This is a genomic window from Algoriphagus aquatilis (genome assembly GCF_042657405.1).
Taxonomy (GTDB): Bacteria; Bacteroidota; Bacteroidia; order Cytophagales; family Cyclobacteriaceae; genus Algoriphagus; species Algoriphagus aquatilis.
The window spans coordinates 1-14,502 of the sequence record NZ_JBHSKS010000026.1 but is presented as its reverse complement, the minus strand read 5'-3'; the positions used below and the strand labels follow the sequence as shown (position 1 = coordinate 14,502).

The window sequence follows — 14,502 nt, the reverse complement described above, 5'->3', positions numbered from 1 at the left end:
CTTACCTGACCGAAGCGCATCTCCGGCCTGCTTGGCGAAAGCCTTGAAATCAAACTCTTCTTTGTCTTCTTTCATAGTCAAAATTTAATGGTTTAAATTTTGACACAGTTATTTGAACAGTCTCGTAAAAAATCACATAATCGGAACTTAACTTGTGATTTTCTTAGCAGTTCATCTCAAGCAAACATACCACTGAAGAATAACCCGGCATCAACTCCATTCACTTTCTCACCTCTTTCTTGATCCTAGCTACTTGCTACTTAAGTCTTGTGTCTACTGTCTATGGTCTTGTATCTCTTTCCTCACCAAGCCCTCCGTAATCTCATTCATCGCCTTGACCTTGTACTCAAAGTCTCCCTTGAGGGTAGCACGGTAGGCATTTAGGTTTTCGAGCAGGTCATCGATCTCCTCAGGCAGCACTTCTTCGAGCAATTGTCGGAGGCGCTTGGCAGTGGTAGGAGACTTTCCGTTGGTGGAAATGGCGATTTTCAGATTGCCTTTGGTCACAATACCTCCCAAGTAAAAATCACACAGTTCGGGGGTATCAGCAATATTCACTAGGAGGAAACGCTCCTTGGCCTCATCGCGGATTTGCCGGTTGACCGCCTTGTTATCTGTCGCTCCGATTACGAGGTGCTTTCCTCCCAAATACTTTTCGTGATACAGATCCTCAATCAAGGTTACAGTATCTGCCTTTGAAGCTACTTCCAAAAATTCAGGTCTAAACTCCCGAGACACCACGGTGACTTGAGCCAAAGGACTGGACTTGAGCAGGAATTCCAGCTTTTCCGTAGCCACAAAACCACCACCGACCAAGAGGACGTTGAGTTCATGGACTTTGAGAAAGATGGGGTAGAGATGGTTCATTTCAGATTTTAGACGTTAGACACAAGATGCAAGACTTTTTGAAATAGAATTTTTGAAATACAGTGGAAATACTATAGAGAAAGGCTCGACTTCGTCGAGCGAAATAATTAAATAACTGCTCTGCGTTATATCTCGCGACCGAAGGGAGCCTATTTCACCGAGCACCGCGAGGCATGTTTCAATGGTATTTCACCAAGGAAATTTTCTACCGCATTTCCATTTTCACCACTTCCCGATACACCTCCGCCAGTCTCATACTTTCTCTTACAACCTCACCGACAATAATGACCGCAGGGGCTTCCACCTGATTTTCTGCCGCCTTTTGCTCGATGTCGTGGATAAATCCTGCCGTGATTTTTTCTTCTCGGGTAGTTCCACTTTGAATGATTGCGATGGGAAGGTGTTCCTTTCCAGCCTTTCTGTAGGTTTCAGTGATTTCTCCCAATTTTTTGGTGCCCATTAAGATGACTACTGTGGCTGTGGACTGTGCCGCAAACGCCAAATCCCTTGAAAGTTCTCCTGCTGTGGTCGTCCCTGTTACTACCCAGAAGCTCTCTGAAATACCCCTTTTGGTCACTGGAATCCCGACATGGGCTGGGACTGCAATCGCCGAAGTGATCCCAGGCACCACTGCTGTAGGAATTCCAAAGGCCTCGATGTACTCGATTTCTTCTCCTCCCCTACCAAAAACAAAGGGGTCGCCACCTTTCAATCTGACCACGTGACCGTGCTTTCGGGCGAGCTCGACACAAAGCTGATTGGTGTCTTCCTGAGGAGTGCTGTGCTTGCCCACTCGTTTTCCCACAAATAGTTTCAATGCCGTGGCAGGAGCATGCTTGAGCAAAACCGGATCAATCAGTGCATCATAAAGCACCACATCAGCCGTATTGAGCGCCAGGATTCCTTTCAAAGTCATCAGTTCCGGATCTCCGGGACCTGCACCGACTAGGGTTACTTTTGGATTGACTGTCGTTCTCATGCCTCTACCTCCTCTTCCCGAAAGGTTTTCAGCAGGCTGTAGATCTCCATGGCTTGCTTGGCATAGGCCTTGGCAAACTCTTCGGATGGTTCGTGCTGATTGATCTGATAGACTTTGTCGGCAAAGGTGCCTTCCAACTGGATTTTGCCTGTCTCGACAAACTTCTCATCGAAAAGACTTACGATGCTCGCATAGCTATTGGTGCTGATGTCTTCGCTAAGCAAAAGCGCCTTGGCTGCATTGATCAAGCCGGCATAATGATGGTAAATGCTATCAGACCAGCGACCCTGCTCGAGGGCTTCCTGACCGTGATCGAGTTTTTCCAAAGCTTCCAAAAGCAAAGTCGCCACTAGGTCAATCACCACTCCGGCACATTCGCCAACTCCCACTGCCACTTCATAGGCATCCTGATGTCCCCAATCCACCGAATCTGCTTCGGTGACGGTAGCGGGATCACTCAATTCCTTGAGCAAGTCGTAGAAATACATCTGCCCTTGCCCATCGTAGTAGCTGAGGAAGTCTTTTCCACCTGCATTTTTCTCAAAATCATCCAGCAAAACACGCAGTGCCTGAGGCCCGCGACGGCTGGGAACTTTGGTTACTTTGTCGGCAAATCGACCGTTTCCATCGCCGAGATTTCCTCCACCCAACAGCACTTGAAGAGCGGGAATGACGGTTTTGCCCGCTTTCATAGACATGCCTTGGAAGCCGATATGGGCCATGTTGTGCTGTCCGCAGGCATTCATGCAGCCGGAAATCTTAATTACGAGGTCGCGGTTGCTGAGGTATTGAGGATACTCCTGCTCGATGACCTTTTCCAGCTCCTTGGCAATTCCCGTCGAGCTGGCAATGCCCAAGTTGCAGGTGTCTGTACCCGGGCAGGCGGTGATGTCCCCAAGGGAATTATAGCCTCGTAGAGCGAGGTTGATTTTTTTCAATTCCTGATAAAAGAACGGCACCAAGTCCTCCCGCACATCGCGGATCAAGATGTTTTGGCGAAGGGTAAATCGAATTTCTCCGGCAGCGTAGTGCTCCACCAAATCTGCCAAAGGCCGAGCCTGATCCAGGTAAAAATCCCCTAAAGGCACGCGAACCCCAATGGAAACGTACCCAGCCTGCTTTTGCGGCAGCACATTAGTCAGTTTCCAAAGCTCAAAGTCCAGCCCCAAGTCGGCTGGATTGACCTCCACAACCGGTGGATTGGGTAGCGTTTTTCCCTGCTCATAGTTTTCAAAATCAAGGGGAAAGCTCTTAAATGGAAGTGCTTTTTTTTCTTTTTCTACCAAGTCCAAAAAGGCCTCTAAACCGATCTCTTTGATCAAAAATTTCATCCGCGCTTTATTTCTCCTTGCCCGCTCCCCATGGCGGTCAAAGATTCGCAGCACCGCTTCGATAAACGGAATCAGCTGATCGGTCTCCAAAAATTCAGTGATCAAATCGGCATGTCTTGGCTGAGAGCCTAAACCACCGCCAAGCAGTACCTTGAAGCCTCTGACCTCGATTCCATCGATGATTTTGACTTTGGGGATAATACCCAAGTCGTGCATGTAGGCCAAACCTGTGTCCTCATCTGTGGAAGAAAAGGCCATCTTAAACTTGCGCCCCATCTCCTGACAAACTGGATTTCTCAAAAAATAACGGAAGGTCGCATCGGCATAAGGTGTCACATCAAAGGGTTCCTTTGGATCTATACCTGCGGTCTCCGAAGCGGTGACATTTCTTACCGTATTTCCGCAGGCCTCTCGAAGCGTGACATCGTCCTTTTCCAACTCTGCCCAAAGCTGAGGAGTCCTGTCCAAGCTTACGAAGTGAATTTGAATATCCTGACGGGTAGTGATGTGAAGTCGACCGATGGAGTACTCCTCCGAAACCTTGCAAATCCTTCTCAACTGTGCCGAAGTAGCCCTTCCATAGGGGAGCTTGATCCGTACCATTTGCACACCTTGTTGACGCTGTCCATAGACTCCACGGGCAAGTCGAAGGCTTCGGAATTTCTCTTCATCGATTTTACCCTCGCGGAAAAGGGCGATTTTTCGCTCCAATTCGATAATATCCCGCTCTACAATAGGGTTTTCCAGTTCGGTTCGAAAGCTTTGCATAGGTTTAATTTTTTCCCTATAGGGATAATAGGTTATAGATTATGAGAAAAAGCCAAGACCGAGGTCAGGGCTAGTTGTTTTTGGTTCGGCGTTCAGGGTTCGAAATTCAATATTCGACGTTCTGAATTTTTAAATATCGAATGGCGAACACTGAATAATGAACCTGCCTGCGGCAGGCAGGTAAAGAAGGCTTATGTCTAGCGTCTTGTGTCTAGCATCTATTCTCTTACTCAATAAACCCCACCGACACCGTATCAAAAGTCCCCTCATCGATCAGGATAAAGGCTCCGTTTGACTTGGAATGATGGTAGGAATCAAAGTGAATCGGCTTGCTGAGTCTAAGGTTTACCTTACCGATATCATTCAGTTTCAGCTGATCTGCCTCTTCGGTTCCTGAGAAATCCGTATGGATTTTTGCTTCAATCTGCTCCACTTTGGCCAATACCCGATTGATTCCATGCTGCAGGATATATTTCCCCCCGACTTTCAAGGCCTTGCTGTTTACTTGGCAAACGGCGGCTGAAATGGTCTTCTCGCTACTTGGAGCTTCTCCACTTTTCACGATCATATCGCCGCGACTGCAATCCACTTCGTCGGAAAGCGTGAGCACGATCGAAGAACCCGGAGCGGCACTTTCCAACTCCTGATCAAAGAAATGAATGCTCTTGATGGTGGATTCATTGCCTGAAGGCAACACGGTAACTCGATCACCAACTTGAAGAGAATTGCCGTAGAGCTTGCCGGAAAAGCCTCTGAAATCGTGGTAAGCCTCTGTTTTGGGGCGAATCACCAACTGTACCGGAAATCTCGCCGCGGCACTTTCCTGCAAATCCTCAGGCTCCAACACTTCCAAATGATCCAGTAAAGTATTCCCCACATACCAAGGCATGTGTTCTGACTTACGGGTCACATTTTCTCCCTTCAAAGCAGATAAAGGAATAAAAGTAATCTGCTCCTCAGTAAAGTCACTTTTGCCAACCAAGACATCAAAGTCTGCTTTGATTTTCAAAAACACATCTTCGCTATACTCCACCAGATCCATCTTATTGATCGCCACTACAACATGACTGATGCGGAGAAGATTGCTGATGAAAAAGTGGCGATAGGTCTGCTCGATCACTCCCTTGCGGGCGTCAATCAGGATGATGGCTACCTGCGAAGTAGAAGCTCCAGTCACCATGTTTCGCGTGTACTCCACATGACCGGGAGTATCTGCCACGATGAAGTTGGTTTTGTCGGTATTAAAATAAATATGAGCCACGTCAATGGTGATGCCCTGCTCACGCTCGGCCACCAAGCCATCGGTAGCCAGTGAAAAATCCAAGTAATCGTATCCCCGCTGCTTTGAGCTACGCTCGATCGCTTCGATCTTGTCTGTGGTCAGGGAATGCGTATCGTATAGCAAGCGTCCGATGAGCGTACTTTTGCCATCATCCACAGAACCTGCGGTAGCGATTTTGATGAGTTTTCTGCCTTGTATATCCATGTTTAATTTTTTTACACAATTGAAATACCGTGGAAATAAGTTGAAATAGGCCTCACTACGTTCGGCGAAATATTAGCATTCGGTTCAAGTAAGGTATTTCGTCCCGCTTGCGGGACCTATTTCTAGCGTATTTCCTAATTATTAAGATTGCTTCGGTCGTTCCTCCCTCGCAATGACGCCTAGAAGTATCCGACCTTCTTCCTCGTCTCCATCGCGGCTTCTGACCGCTTGTCGTCGATTCGGGCACCACGTTCAGAGATCGTGGATTCGCGGATTTCGGAGACCACATCATCTAATGACGTCGCTTCTGAAAGCACCGCTGCGGTACAGGTCATGTCTCCGACGGTTCGAAATCTGACCATTCGCTCCACCACTTCTTCGTGGGCTTCACGGAAGACGTGTTCATTAGCAGTCCAAATCATGCCATCTCGGAAAAACACCTCCCGCTTATGGGCAAAGTAAATGCTCGGAATGGCGATATTTTCAGTGCGGATATATTCCCAGACATCGAGCTCAGTCCAGTTGGAAATCGGGAAGACTCGGACGTTTTGACCCACGTGGATCTTACCATTGAGCATGTCAAAAAGCTCAGGGCGCTGGTTTTTTTCATCCCACTGTCCAAAATCATCGCGCACGGAAAACACTCGCTCTTTGGCTCGGGCTTTTTCTTCGTCCCGTCGAGCGCCTCCGATGCAAGCATCAAACTTGAACTCTTCGATGGCATCCAAAAGTGTAGTGGTCTGCAATGTATTTCTGCTGGCATAGCGACCGCGTTCTTCACGTACTTTTCCCTGATCGATGGAATCCTGCACGTTTCTCACGATCAGTTCCAGTCCCAATTCTTTGACCAGCCAATCCCTGAATTCAATGGTCTCTGGGAAATTGTGCCCGGTGTCCACATGGAGGAGAGGGAAAGGGATTTTGGCAGGGAAAAAGGCCTTTTGAGCCAGCCTCACCAAGGTAATCGAGTCTTTTCCCCCGGAAAAAAGCAGAACCGGACGCTCAAACTGCGCCGCTACTTCCCTCAGGATGTAGATGGATTCTGCCTCTTTGGGGTTAGGTATAAATAGGTTCATAGGAAATACGATTTTTATTTATGCGCTTGGCCGTCATTGCGAGGGGCCAAGCTGATACTTAATCCATTTTTAATTTTCTAGCGGCCCCGAAGCAATCTCAGCCACTATTTTCCTGATTTGGAGACTGCTTCGTCGTGCCTCCTCGCAGTGACGTCAACTCGAAGTCTTTGTGTCTAATGTCTTGTGTCTAAAATCTTGTGTCTTATTTGGCATGCAACCCACACTCCTTCTTCGAATCCTCCCACCACCATCTACCGGCCCGGGCATCTTCTCCAGGGAGAATAGCCCTGGTACATGGAGCACAGCCGATGCTGATAAATCCCTGATTGTGGAGTGGATTGTAGGGAATTTTCTGCTCTTCGATGTAGGAGATCATCTGATCAAAGGTCCAATCCAATAGCGGATTGTATTTAATGATCTGATTGGCCTCATCCCACTCGATCCGCTTCATCTCACTCCGGTTGGCACTTTGCTCGGCTCGCAGTCCGGTAACCCAAACGGCATTCCTTGCCAAAGCACGCTTCAAAGGCTCCACTTTTCGGACAAAGCAGCAGGATTTGCGGTTTTCGACTGATTCATAGAACCCATTGATTCCGATGTCTTCCACCAACTTTTCGACCGAAGCAGTCTCCGGATAGTAAACTTTTATTCGGGTTTTGTATTTGCTTTCAGTTCTAGACAGCAACTCTAAGGTCTCAGGAAATAATCTCCCCGTATCCAGAGAAAAAATCTGAATAGGTAAGTTTTGCGAAGCGATCAACTGAGTGATCACCTGATCTTCTTGACCTAGAGAGGTAGAAAACACGACTTTTCCAGGAAAAAGATCAGCAACCAGCTTGAGCCCTTCTTCAGCACTCAAACTTGCAAGCTGAGATTCAATATCGGACAAGTTCTGTAGCTGACTCATTTATTTTTTCTTTGGTTACATTTTCCCAAACCCGCTCATGAAAGTAATCAAGCAAGATTTTAGACTTGCCTTCTCCACGGAAGAGAAGCGCTTTTTACAAATAAATCTAAAATCATAGCTGTCTTTACGGCAAGGAAAAGCAAAAGTATATATTCCCTATGTTTTTTATAGGGTTTATGGATAAAAATTTTTATTCCCGCTCCAATATATCCTGCAAGGTTTTGTTTTCCAGTATTTTAAGCGTTTCATCCCGGACTTGAGCCATGACCCGATTGATGCCACAGTGGGACTCATCCTTGCACTCGGCGCAGGGTTCGTAGTAGTTGAGACTGACGCAGGGAAGCAGGGCAATAGGCCCGTCTAGGAGTCGAATCACTCGGGAAAGTGGGATGTCTTTGGGTTCTTTGATGAGGTAGTAGCCACCGCCTTTTCCCTTTTTGCTACCGAGGTAGCCGGCCTTTCGAAGCTCGAGGAGGATATTTTCGAGAAACTTATGCGAAATGCCATGTTCTTCGGCGATGTCCTGAATCAGGACGGTCTTGTTTTCCCGATGCTTACCGAGGTAAGTCAGGGCATGCAGGGCGTACTTGGTCTTTTTGGAAAGCATGATCAAAAATAGGCGAAAAATCGAAATAGCCTAGTACGGGAGTGGGGAAATAAAAATCCCCGACCAAGGCCAGGGATTAAAACTAAAAGAGGTTCCAAATAAGAATCAGCTGGAATTACACTTTAGAATCACCCAAAATTTTTGATCATAAAGAATCCTAATAAAACTATGCCAACCAAAATCGCTCCTAACTTCATTTTCAAATAATCCACCATCAAATTTTGCTTCTTATACAGAAAGAAAATAAGGATTTGAATTAGGAACCCAAAAGATAAAATTAACAATGAGATCAAAATTGATTTAAGGAAAAATCCAGCGTAAACAACACCGATTAGCAAGAATATGGAGAATTGTTCCCACTTTTTAATTGAATCCATACGCATTACTTTTCATATTTTTTACAAATATCATAGGATCTATTTGCGTCATCTATACAAGCAAGTTCTCCCAGATAAACAAATCCTCCACAGGCCAAAGCTCCCCAAAGTGTTGGAGTTAAAAGTCCACAACCTGCTGCACCTACCAAAGCTGCATCTTGACATGTTTGCAAAGAAGACGCTCTCTCATCCTCACATTGACCCTGCATCCTTAAATTTGGCGAAATTCCTGACCCATTTAAATTATTTCTAGATTCTAAAATTTCACTAACTAAAACCTCCAAGTCTTGAGTGCTGAAATTTGAAACTTCAGGATATTTGTTTCTTATTTCCTGTCCAATTGTTGCAAGCTCAAATAAGGAATTAAAAACAAAATCTGGATTTGAATAATTTGCTTGAATAAAACTTTTTAAATCTTCTATACTTTCAAATTGGTTAACTCTCGACGACTTAAATTCAGAAATATTTCCAATAAAAAAAGCTTTTGATTCTTGAGTTTTTACTAAAGCATCTTTAAATCCTTTGGAAAGTGGATCTTTAAGAACTCTAGACAATGTTGACTCATTAGTTACGTTGCGCTCTTCAATGAAATTACAAGAAATAGTAATTAAAAATGCAAGAGAGAGTAAAAGGTGTTTAATTTTCATTTTTTAAAGACTTTTTTAGGTTACAAATTGATTAAAAAGCTCGCCGCGCGTTGAACTTGAACTAAATATCCCCCCCCCCAATTCAAATTGTCAAGTAATCAACTAAAAGGAATTCATTGACAAACATAACTACTTGCTTTTCAATAGGAAAAACTTCTTTTTGGAAATCATAACTATTTTTTATCTATCTATAAATCAATTGATTCGTCCACTTTTTTATTATGAAATCTTGTATTCTTTCTAAACAAAAAAATCCCCAACCAAGGCCGGGGATTTGTAAAACCTTTGAGGTTTCGGAAACCTCGAAGGTTTGAATATTTACTTAAGTAAAGAAGACCTTCGAGTCTCGATAGCTATCTGGATTTGAGACCTCAAAGGTCACTCACATCAAATCAACTTCACACTTCGCTTCACAAAGGCAGTCAGGTCTTTGCCGGTTAGCAAGCCTTGAGAAAGCATTGCCAAATCAAATGCTTGCTTGGCCAGTTTCAACTGGGCCTCTTCCCCTTCCGCTTTGAGGATTTTGTCCACCACAGGATGGTTACCGTTGATGGCGACTTTGTAACTGTCAAATATTTTCTCAGTATTTATTAACCACCTGCTCCTCGGCAAATTCCTGAATCAAAACCGTCTTATGTTCCCGATTCTTACAGAGGGAGGTGCAGGCATGCAGCCGTAGTTGGTCTTTTGAGAAAGGCTTGGCTATAAATGCTAAATTTTGGGAATTAAACAAGTTTGGAGGAGAGAATAAAAGCACCACCTCAAATGGAAAAAAAAGGTGAATACAGGCTTACAAGTGTAGGGAACTCAATTAAATTCTATCTCAATCGAGTCAAAAAATATAGAATCTTCTTGACTTGCCTCTAAATTAAACTCAACAAGATCCTTGTTCCAATAGATTCTATTTTTTTTAAAAAAATAATAAATAAAGTCACCGCCATTATGAGGAATAGTCCCAATTTTCTTAAACTTGTTATTCAAAATCAAAACCTCCTTTTTTGTCTTTAACTTTCTTGCCAGAAAATTTTCTTCTGTAATCCCTTTCCTCGCTTCCCTTAAATAAATATCATTAATAGGATCGTAAATTAATTTACCATAAGAATCATTTATCCAAAAATAATAATTTGTTAATTTTGATTTGGATACAATCTTATTTTGAAAATCTGTTTCGATAAAATCAGACACCAAATTACTTTTAGCAAGGTAAGCCTTTGAGTAACCTTCAAAGTCTACAACATATAAAGAATCAGACAGTGGATAGCTAAATATAAATTTGTCTATTTTTGGATTATATACAAAGTCAAGCATTTTCAATTGGTAAGAAAAGTTTCCAGAAAAATAAATCGCAGGGCTTTGAATTTGGAGTTTTGTTACTAAGCCAGTTTCCAAATTTATTTTTGATATTTCATTTAATACTTTGATAGAGTCTGAAGACGAATAGGTAGATATTTTAGGCAAACTTTGTAAATAAATTGATTTATCTCGATATGCCATTGGGGAAGTTAAGTCAATAGATCCGAAACTATTTGAATCATTGCTTAAATTTAATGATTTATATATATCACCTTCTGAATTTGATATATACACCCTTTCCATCAATCGACTATAATAAATTATTGAATCATAATTCGCGATTACAAATCCTGAATTAAATCCAATACCAAATATTGAATTAGGACCTTGAATGGGATATTTTAATTTTTTATCAAGTGTCCCATTTGCGACATCATAAATGTTAAGGGTATTAGAAATTTCACTAAAAAAAAAGAGTTTACTTTCATTTCCTAAATTTACAGGAACACTTAGATAATTAAAAATATTTGTTTCATCATCTATCCCAAGAACAAAATCATCACCAAATTTATAACCTAGAACCCTAAATATCTCGGATTTATCATCCCCGGAATCAACTTTGCAACTGAATAAAAGTAATAAAATAATCTTGAAAAGACTTTTCATAAGAGTAAAAAAAGCGGCGCGATTATTCTTGCCGCCAATTAGATTTGAATACATAAGAATTAAATTCATCCCCCTACTTCAAGCTTGCCAAAATAACAGGTTTCTCCTTCAGGATTTGTGACATTACAGGTCGCTAAATCCCCTTGTGAGGTAGTAACAACAAGGCATCTTCCTACGGTTTGGCCTGGGTCTGGTGTCGTATCACAAGTAGATTGCGCTACACAAATTCCAGTAGTTAGCCCTAAGATTGCACATATACCAAATACACTTTTTTTTAATTTCAAGCATCTTCTATTCATTTAAGTTAACAATTTGTTATAAAGCGTCCATTTCCGAAAACTTTAATTGAATATACTCCCTCATTTCAAAAAGTCAAGACTTCAACTGAATTTAATTTTTCAATAAATCATACCTATCTGATTTTCAATGAAATTATTTTTAATTTCTTAGTAGAATACAAATTATAACTTGCTGTTATACAAATTTTTATAAATAGTGAAATTTTAGTTTTAAAAATTAGATTTCTCCTAGAAATAAACACGAAAAATCCCCGACCAAGGCCGGGGATTTGGAAAACCTTTGAGGTTTTTTAAACCTGGAAGGTTTGAATATTTACATAATTAAAGAAGACCTTCGAGGTCTTTGAGACCTCAAAGGTCTCTCACATCAAATCATCTCCACACTTCGCTTTACAAAGGCGGTAAGGTCTTTGCCAGTCAGCAAGCCTTGAGAAAGCAAGGCCAAGTCGAAGGCTTGCTTGGCTAGTTTCAGTTGGGCTTCTTCGCCATCCCCTTTGAGGATTTTGTCCTCTTCGGGATGGTTGCCGTTGATGGCGATTTTATAGCTAAACCAGTAATAGAGTCAAAATTATTCAAGAAAAATGAAAATTCTTATTTGTCAAAATTGAATGTAACTTCAATAAAAGAATAATTATCTTCTGAATTTTGGATCTTAGATTTAAATAATAAGACACTACTAAGCGGCAAAGAAAACATGCCAATATTTGAATTAAATTTCGAAAGATTTAATTCTTGAATCAATTCAAAGTTCTTATCAAAGAATTGAATAAAAACATCATAATTTTTAATTTGCTCTTCACTTGGACCTTTTACAGTTCTAAAAAAACAATCACAATTTTTCCAATACTTGATTTCTCCATATGCAACTTCCTTCTCCCAGTCAAGGGTAAAATCAAGTGCATCCAACGAATTGACATCATTAGGAATTTTGGGAGGAAAAGACTTCTTTTCCGGTAAAAAGGAACTTTTTATGTTTTTGGAAAAAAAATCTTGAGTTTTGGTATTTAATACATCTATTTTCGAATTTGAATAATAAGTAGAAATTAAAAAATCATCTTTTACCAATAAAAAAGGCAAATTATCGATGATAAAAACAAGATCATTTTTATGCACTATCTCTTGATTTTTTACCCATTCCTTATCATAAAAATCTTTAACATTCGTTAGAGTATCAGCGGTGAAATCATATTTGAAAAGGCCTATCTCCGAGTTTAAAATATCTTTAGAAAAAAAATAAAACACATCATTAAGAGCATCATAAGAGGAGAAATATAATCCAATATCAAAATTATTATTGGTTTTAAAATAAGACAAATCAAACTTACTTATCGGATAATATTTCCTAATATCTAATGCATTTTCGAATTCCAAACTATCATTAAACATTAACAACAAATTATTCTGAATGAAAACAAAACCTCCTTTTCTTTTGAAAAAAAAATTAGGCCTATCTAATAATTGATTTTTAATTTGAATAAGTGGAAGTGTAACTCCTGAATTGAAAATTGAATCTCTATAAAAAATACTAGATAACCCACTAGCAAAGATGTTAAAAAATAGAATCGAATCACTATTCTGATAAACCAAATGCGCTGGAAAAGAATAATCAGGCACTAAAAAAAGGTCACCATTACTTTGAAAGCTAATATCTTTAACCGTTTGAACTTCGACTTTTCTATCTTGATATTTTTCTGAGTGATTGCTACAAGCAGAAAAACAACAAACTACTTTAAATGATAATAAAAATATTTTGTTCATACTTTTAATTATTGAAATTAAACGGAGGAAGAATTTTCTAATCTTCCTCCATTATATCAAATTATTCAGCATTAGAAAAAGCACATGATGAATTTATTCCATCTTGAGATGTCATAAGTGTAATGCTTAAACCCGTTTCCAAATTTTCAATGGTAATTACACTTCCCCTACAACAATTTGTTGCAAATTGATCTCGTATCGAACGGGCATCCTCTTGGTTTGCCGCATAATATGTTCCACTGCAGGGGAAGCAAATAAGTGAAACTAGAACAAGAACTACTGTTAAAAGAATTTTTTTCATGAATTTTAAGAATTTAAGTTTAACAAATTGATTAAAAAGCTCGCCGCGCGTTGAACTTGAACTAAATGTAATGCCCTCCCATTTATTTTGTCAAGACGAAACGAATAAATTTTTACAGAAAATCATAACTAGTTGAAAATCAATAGAAATAATTTTAGTTCACGGAATAGTTCAATTTTCAACTTGTTGAAATTCAGATGGTTGATAAGTAAGCTGTTTTTAGGTATTAAAATTGAAAAATTATAGACGAACAGCATTAAAGCAAAAATCCCCGGCGAATCGACGGGGATTTGGAAAACCTTTGAGGTTTTGGAAACCTAAAAGGTTTGAAAGCTAAAAAGACCTACGAGGTCTTTGAGACCTCAAAGGTCTCTCAAATCAAATCATCTCCACGCTTCGCTTCACAAAGGAAGTCAGGTTTTTGCCAGTCAGCAAGCCCTGAGAAAGCATGTCTAGGCCGAAGGCCTACTTAGTAATGGACTTATTTACCATCTGCTTTCACGGATACTTTAACAAATTTTTGTTTTGAATTTGTTTTCAAAACCGCGTAAACCTCACCCAAACTGCTTAATTGAGCCCAAGGCACCGTCAGGGTGAGGGTTACAATTTTCCCAGTTCCGATTACTGATTCTGACAGCTTAAAATCGGTACAGGAACAATGAGGATTGACTGACAGAATTTGGATTACTTCTGATCCCGAATTTTCGAGATTGAAATTTACAATGATGTCCCCCACCTTATTCTGATCATTAGCAGTGACAACTTTTACTTTTGGCGAAATAATGAGATCTGAAACTTCATTTACCCTAACCAAAAACACAAAAGATAGTATCGAAAGAATGTATTTACCAAGCAAGATCATATTCCTTAAAGGTTTTTAAAGCTTCACGAATAAATTTAGAATTTTGATCTAAATACTTCTTGGAGGCAGGATCATTACCTTTATAAAGATTTGAATAAAAATAATCTTTTGTTACTAAATTCATTTTTTTGTCACTATTTAAAATAAATTTTATGATTATCCGCAATCATACCAGTATGGGTAAACCGAAGCAATGATGAGTCGGTCAAACAGTTTTTGACCAAAGTATCTTCTGTTGAGCTTGTAGCAAAACTCATCCAGGTAGTTCTGCATCATTC

General features: G+C 40.7%; 13 protein-coding genes and 3 pseudogenes. All 16 read right to left on the bottom strand.

Translation table 11 applies throughout. The features are described from left to right. Positions 1-273 precede the first annotated feature (273 nt). Entirely contained in the window at positions 274-867 is a 594-nt protein-coding gene (locus ACFPIK_RS17950) for a precorrin-2 dehydrogenase/sirohydrochlorin ferrochelatase family protein (protein WP_377917813.1), read from the bottom strand. A 205-nt stretch (positions 868-1,072) separates the two neighbouring features. Beyond that, positions 1,073-1,846, bottom strand: coding sequence for a uroporphyrinogen-III C-methyltransferase (gene cobA / locus ACFPIK_RS17945; RefSeq protein ID WP_377917811.1), 774 nt, complete (start codon positions 1,844-1,846; stop codon positions 1,073-1,075). Continuing rightward, positions 1,843-3,945, bottom strand: coding sequence for a HEPN domain-containing protein (locus tag ACFPIK_RS17940; RefSeq protein WP_377917809.1), 2,103 nt, complete (start codon positions 3,943-3,945; stop codon positions 1,843-1,845). Before ACFPIK_RS17940 ends, cobA begins: the two co-directional genes overlap by 4 nt. Positions 3,946-4,171: 226 nt before the next feature. Next, positions 4,172-5,431: a sulfate adenylyltransferase subunit 1 gene (locus tag ACFPIK_RS17935; protein ID WP_377917807.1), complete on the bottom strand. Its 1,260-nt coding sequence runs from the start codon at positions 5,429-5,431 to the stop codon at positions 4,172-4,174. Positions 5,432-5,610: 179 nt separating this feature from the next. Next, positions 5,611-6,507 carry a sulfate adenylyltransferase subunit CysD gene (cysD, locus tag ACFPIK_RS17930; protein WP_111394748.1) on the bottom strand — a complete coding sequence of 299 codons (897 nt, stop codon included), beginning with the start codon at positions 6,505-6,507 and terminating at the stop codon, positions 5,611-5,613. A gap of 202 nt (positions 6,508-6,709) precedes the next feature. Beyond that, positions 6,710-7,414: a phosphoadenylyl-sulfate reductase gene (locus tag ACFPIK_RS17925; protein WP_377917804.1), complete on the bottom strand. Its 705-nt coding sequence runs from the start codon at positions 7,412-7,414 to the stop codon at positions 6,710-6,712. A 190-nt stretch (positions 7,415-7,604) separates the two neighbouring features. After that, positions 7,605-8,021, bottom strand: coding sequence for an RrF2 family transcriptional regulator (locus ACFPIK_RS17920; protein WP_377917802.1), 417 nt, complete (start codon positions 8,019-8,021; stop codon positions 7,605-7,607). Positions 8,022-8,403: 382 nt separating this feature from the next. Beyond that, positions 8,404-9,045 carry a hypothetical protein gene (locus ACFPIK_RS17915; RefSeq protein WP_377917800.1) on the bottom strand — a complete coding sequence of 214 codons (642 nt, stop codon included), beginning with the start codon at positions 9,043-9,045 and terminating at the stop codon, positions 8,404-8,406. Positions 9,046-9,432: 387 nt separating this feature from the next. After that, positions 9,433-9,615: pseudogene (locus tag ACFPIK_RS17910) on the bottom strand (hypothetical protein); the annotation flags it as partial. 237 nt (positions 9,616-9,852) lie between these two features. Then, positions 9,853-11,073: a DUF4221 family protein gene (locus ACFPIK_RS17905; protein WP_377917798.1), complete on the bottom strand. Its 1,221-nt coding sequence runs from the start codon at positions 11,071-11,073 to the stop codon at positions 9,853-9,855. Between the two features lie 597 nt (positions 11,074-11,670). Then, positions 11,671-11,850 (bottom strand): annotated as a pseudogene (locus tag ACFPIK_RS17900) (hypothetical protein); the annotation flags it as partial. Between the two features lie 44 nt (positions 11,851-11,894). Next, positions 11,895-13,061 carry a hypothetical protein gene (locus ACFPIK_RS17895; protein ID WP_377917796.1) on the bottom strand — a complete coding sequence of 389 codons (1,167 nt, stop codon included), beginning with the start codon at positions 13,059-13,061 and terminating at the stop codon, positions 11,895-11,897. Positions 13,062-13,122: 61 nt separating this feature from the next. Then, positions 13,123-13,362: a hypothetical protein gene (locus tag ACFPIK_RS17890; RefSeq protein WP_377917794.1), complete on the bottom strand. Its 240-nt coding sequence runs from the start codon at positions 13,360-13,362 to the stop codon at positions 13,123-13,125. Positions 13,363-13,843: 481 nt separating this feature from the next. Further along, positions 13,844-14,224 carry a DUF1573 domain-containing protein gene (locus tag ACFPIK_RS17885; protein ID WP_377917792.1) on the bottom strand — a complete coding sequence of 127 codons (381 nt, stop codon included), beginning with the start codon at positions 14,222-14,224 and terminating at the stop codon, positions 13,844-13,846. Beyond that, positions 14,208-14,348 carry a hypothetical protein gene (locus ACFPIK_RS17880; protein ID WP_377917815.1) on the bottom strand — a complete coding sequence of 47 codons (141 nt, stop codon included), beginning with the start codon at positions 14,346-14,348 and terminating at the stop codon, positions 14,208-14,210. Before ACFPIK_RS17880 ends, ACFPIK_RS17885 begins: the two co-directional genes overlap by 17 nt. Positions 14,349-14,380: 32 nt before the next feature. Continuing rightward, a pseudogene (locus tag ACFPIK_RS17875) lies at positions 14,381-14,502 on the bottom strand (IS1595 family transposase); the annotation flags it as partial.

What these genes read in the sequence shown, in the direction of transcription:
- ACFPIK_RS17905 (WP_377917798.1), bottom strand. Translation starts at nt 11,073, where the DNA reads ATGAATTTAATTCTTATGTATTCAAATCTAATTGGCGGCAAGAATAAT.
- ACFPIK_RS17895 (WP_377917796.1), bottom strand. Translation starts at nt 13,061, where the DNA reads ATGAACAAAATATTTTTATTATCATTTAAAGTAGTTTGTTGTTTTTCT.
- ACFPIK_RS17885 (WP_377917792.1), bottom strand. Translation starts at nt 14,224, where the DNA reads ATGATCTTGCTTGGTAAATACATTCTTTCGATACTATCTTTTGTGTTT.
- ACFPIK_RS17915 (WP_377917800.1), bottom strand. Translation starts at nt 9,045, where the DNA reads ATGAAAATTAAACACCTTTTACTCTCTCTTGCATTTTTAATTACTATT.
- ACFPIK_RS17940 (WP_377917809.1), bottom strand. Translation starts at nt 3,945, where the DNA reads ATGCAAAGCTTTCGAACCGAACTGGAAAACCCTATTGTAGAGCGGGAT.
- ACFPIK_RS17935 (WP_377917807.1), bottom strand. Translation starts at nt 5,431, where the DNA reads ATGGATATACAAGGCAGAAAACTCATCAAAATCGCTACCGCAGGTTCT.
- ACFPIK_RS17950 (WP_377917813.1), bottom strand. Translation starts at nt 867, where the DNA reads ATGAACCATCTCTACCCCATCTTTCTCAAAGTCCATGAACTCAACGTC.
- ACFPIK_RS17880 (WP_377917815.1), bottom strand. Translation starts at nt 14,348, where the DNA reads ATGAATTTAGTAACAAAAGATTATTTTTATTCAAATCTTTATAAAGGT.
- ACFPIK_RS17890 (WP_377917794.1), bottom strand. Translation starts at nt 13,362, where the DNA reads ATGAAAAAAATTCTTTTAACAGTAGTTCTTGTTCTAGTTTCACTTATT.
- cysD (WP_111394748.1), bottom strand. Translation starts at nt 6,507, where the DNA reads ATGAACCTATTTATACCTAACCCCAAAGAGGCAGAATCCATCTACATC.
- cobA (WP_377917811.1), bottom strand. Translation starts at nt 1,846, where the DNA reads ATGAGAACGACAGTCAATCCAAAAGTAACCCTAGTCGGTGCAGGTCCC.
- ACFPIK_RS17925 (WP_377917804.1), bottom strand. Translation starts at nt 7,414, where the DNA reads ATGAGTCAGCTACAGAACTTGTCCGATATTGAATCTCAGCTTGCAAGT.
- ACFPIK_RS17920 (WP_377917802.1), bottom strand. Translation starts at nt 8,021, where the DNA reads ATGCTTTCCAAAAAGACCAAGTACGCCCTGCATGCCCTGACTTACCTC.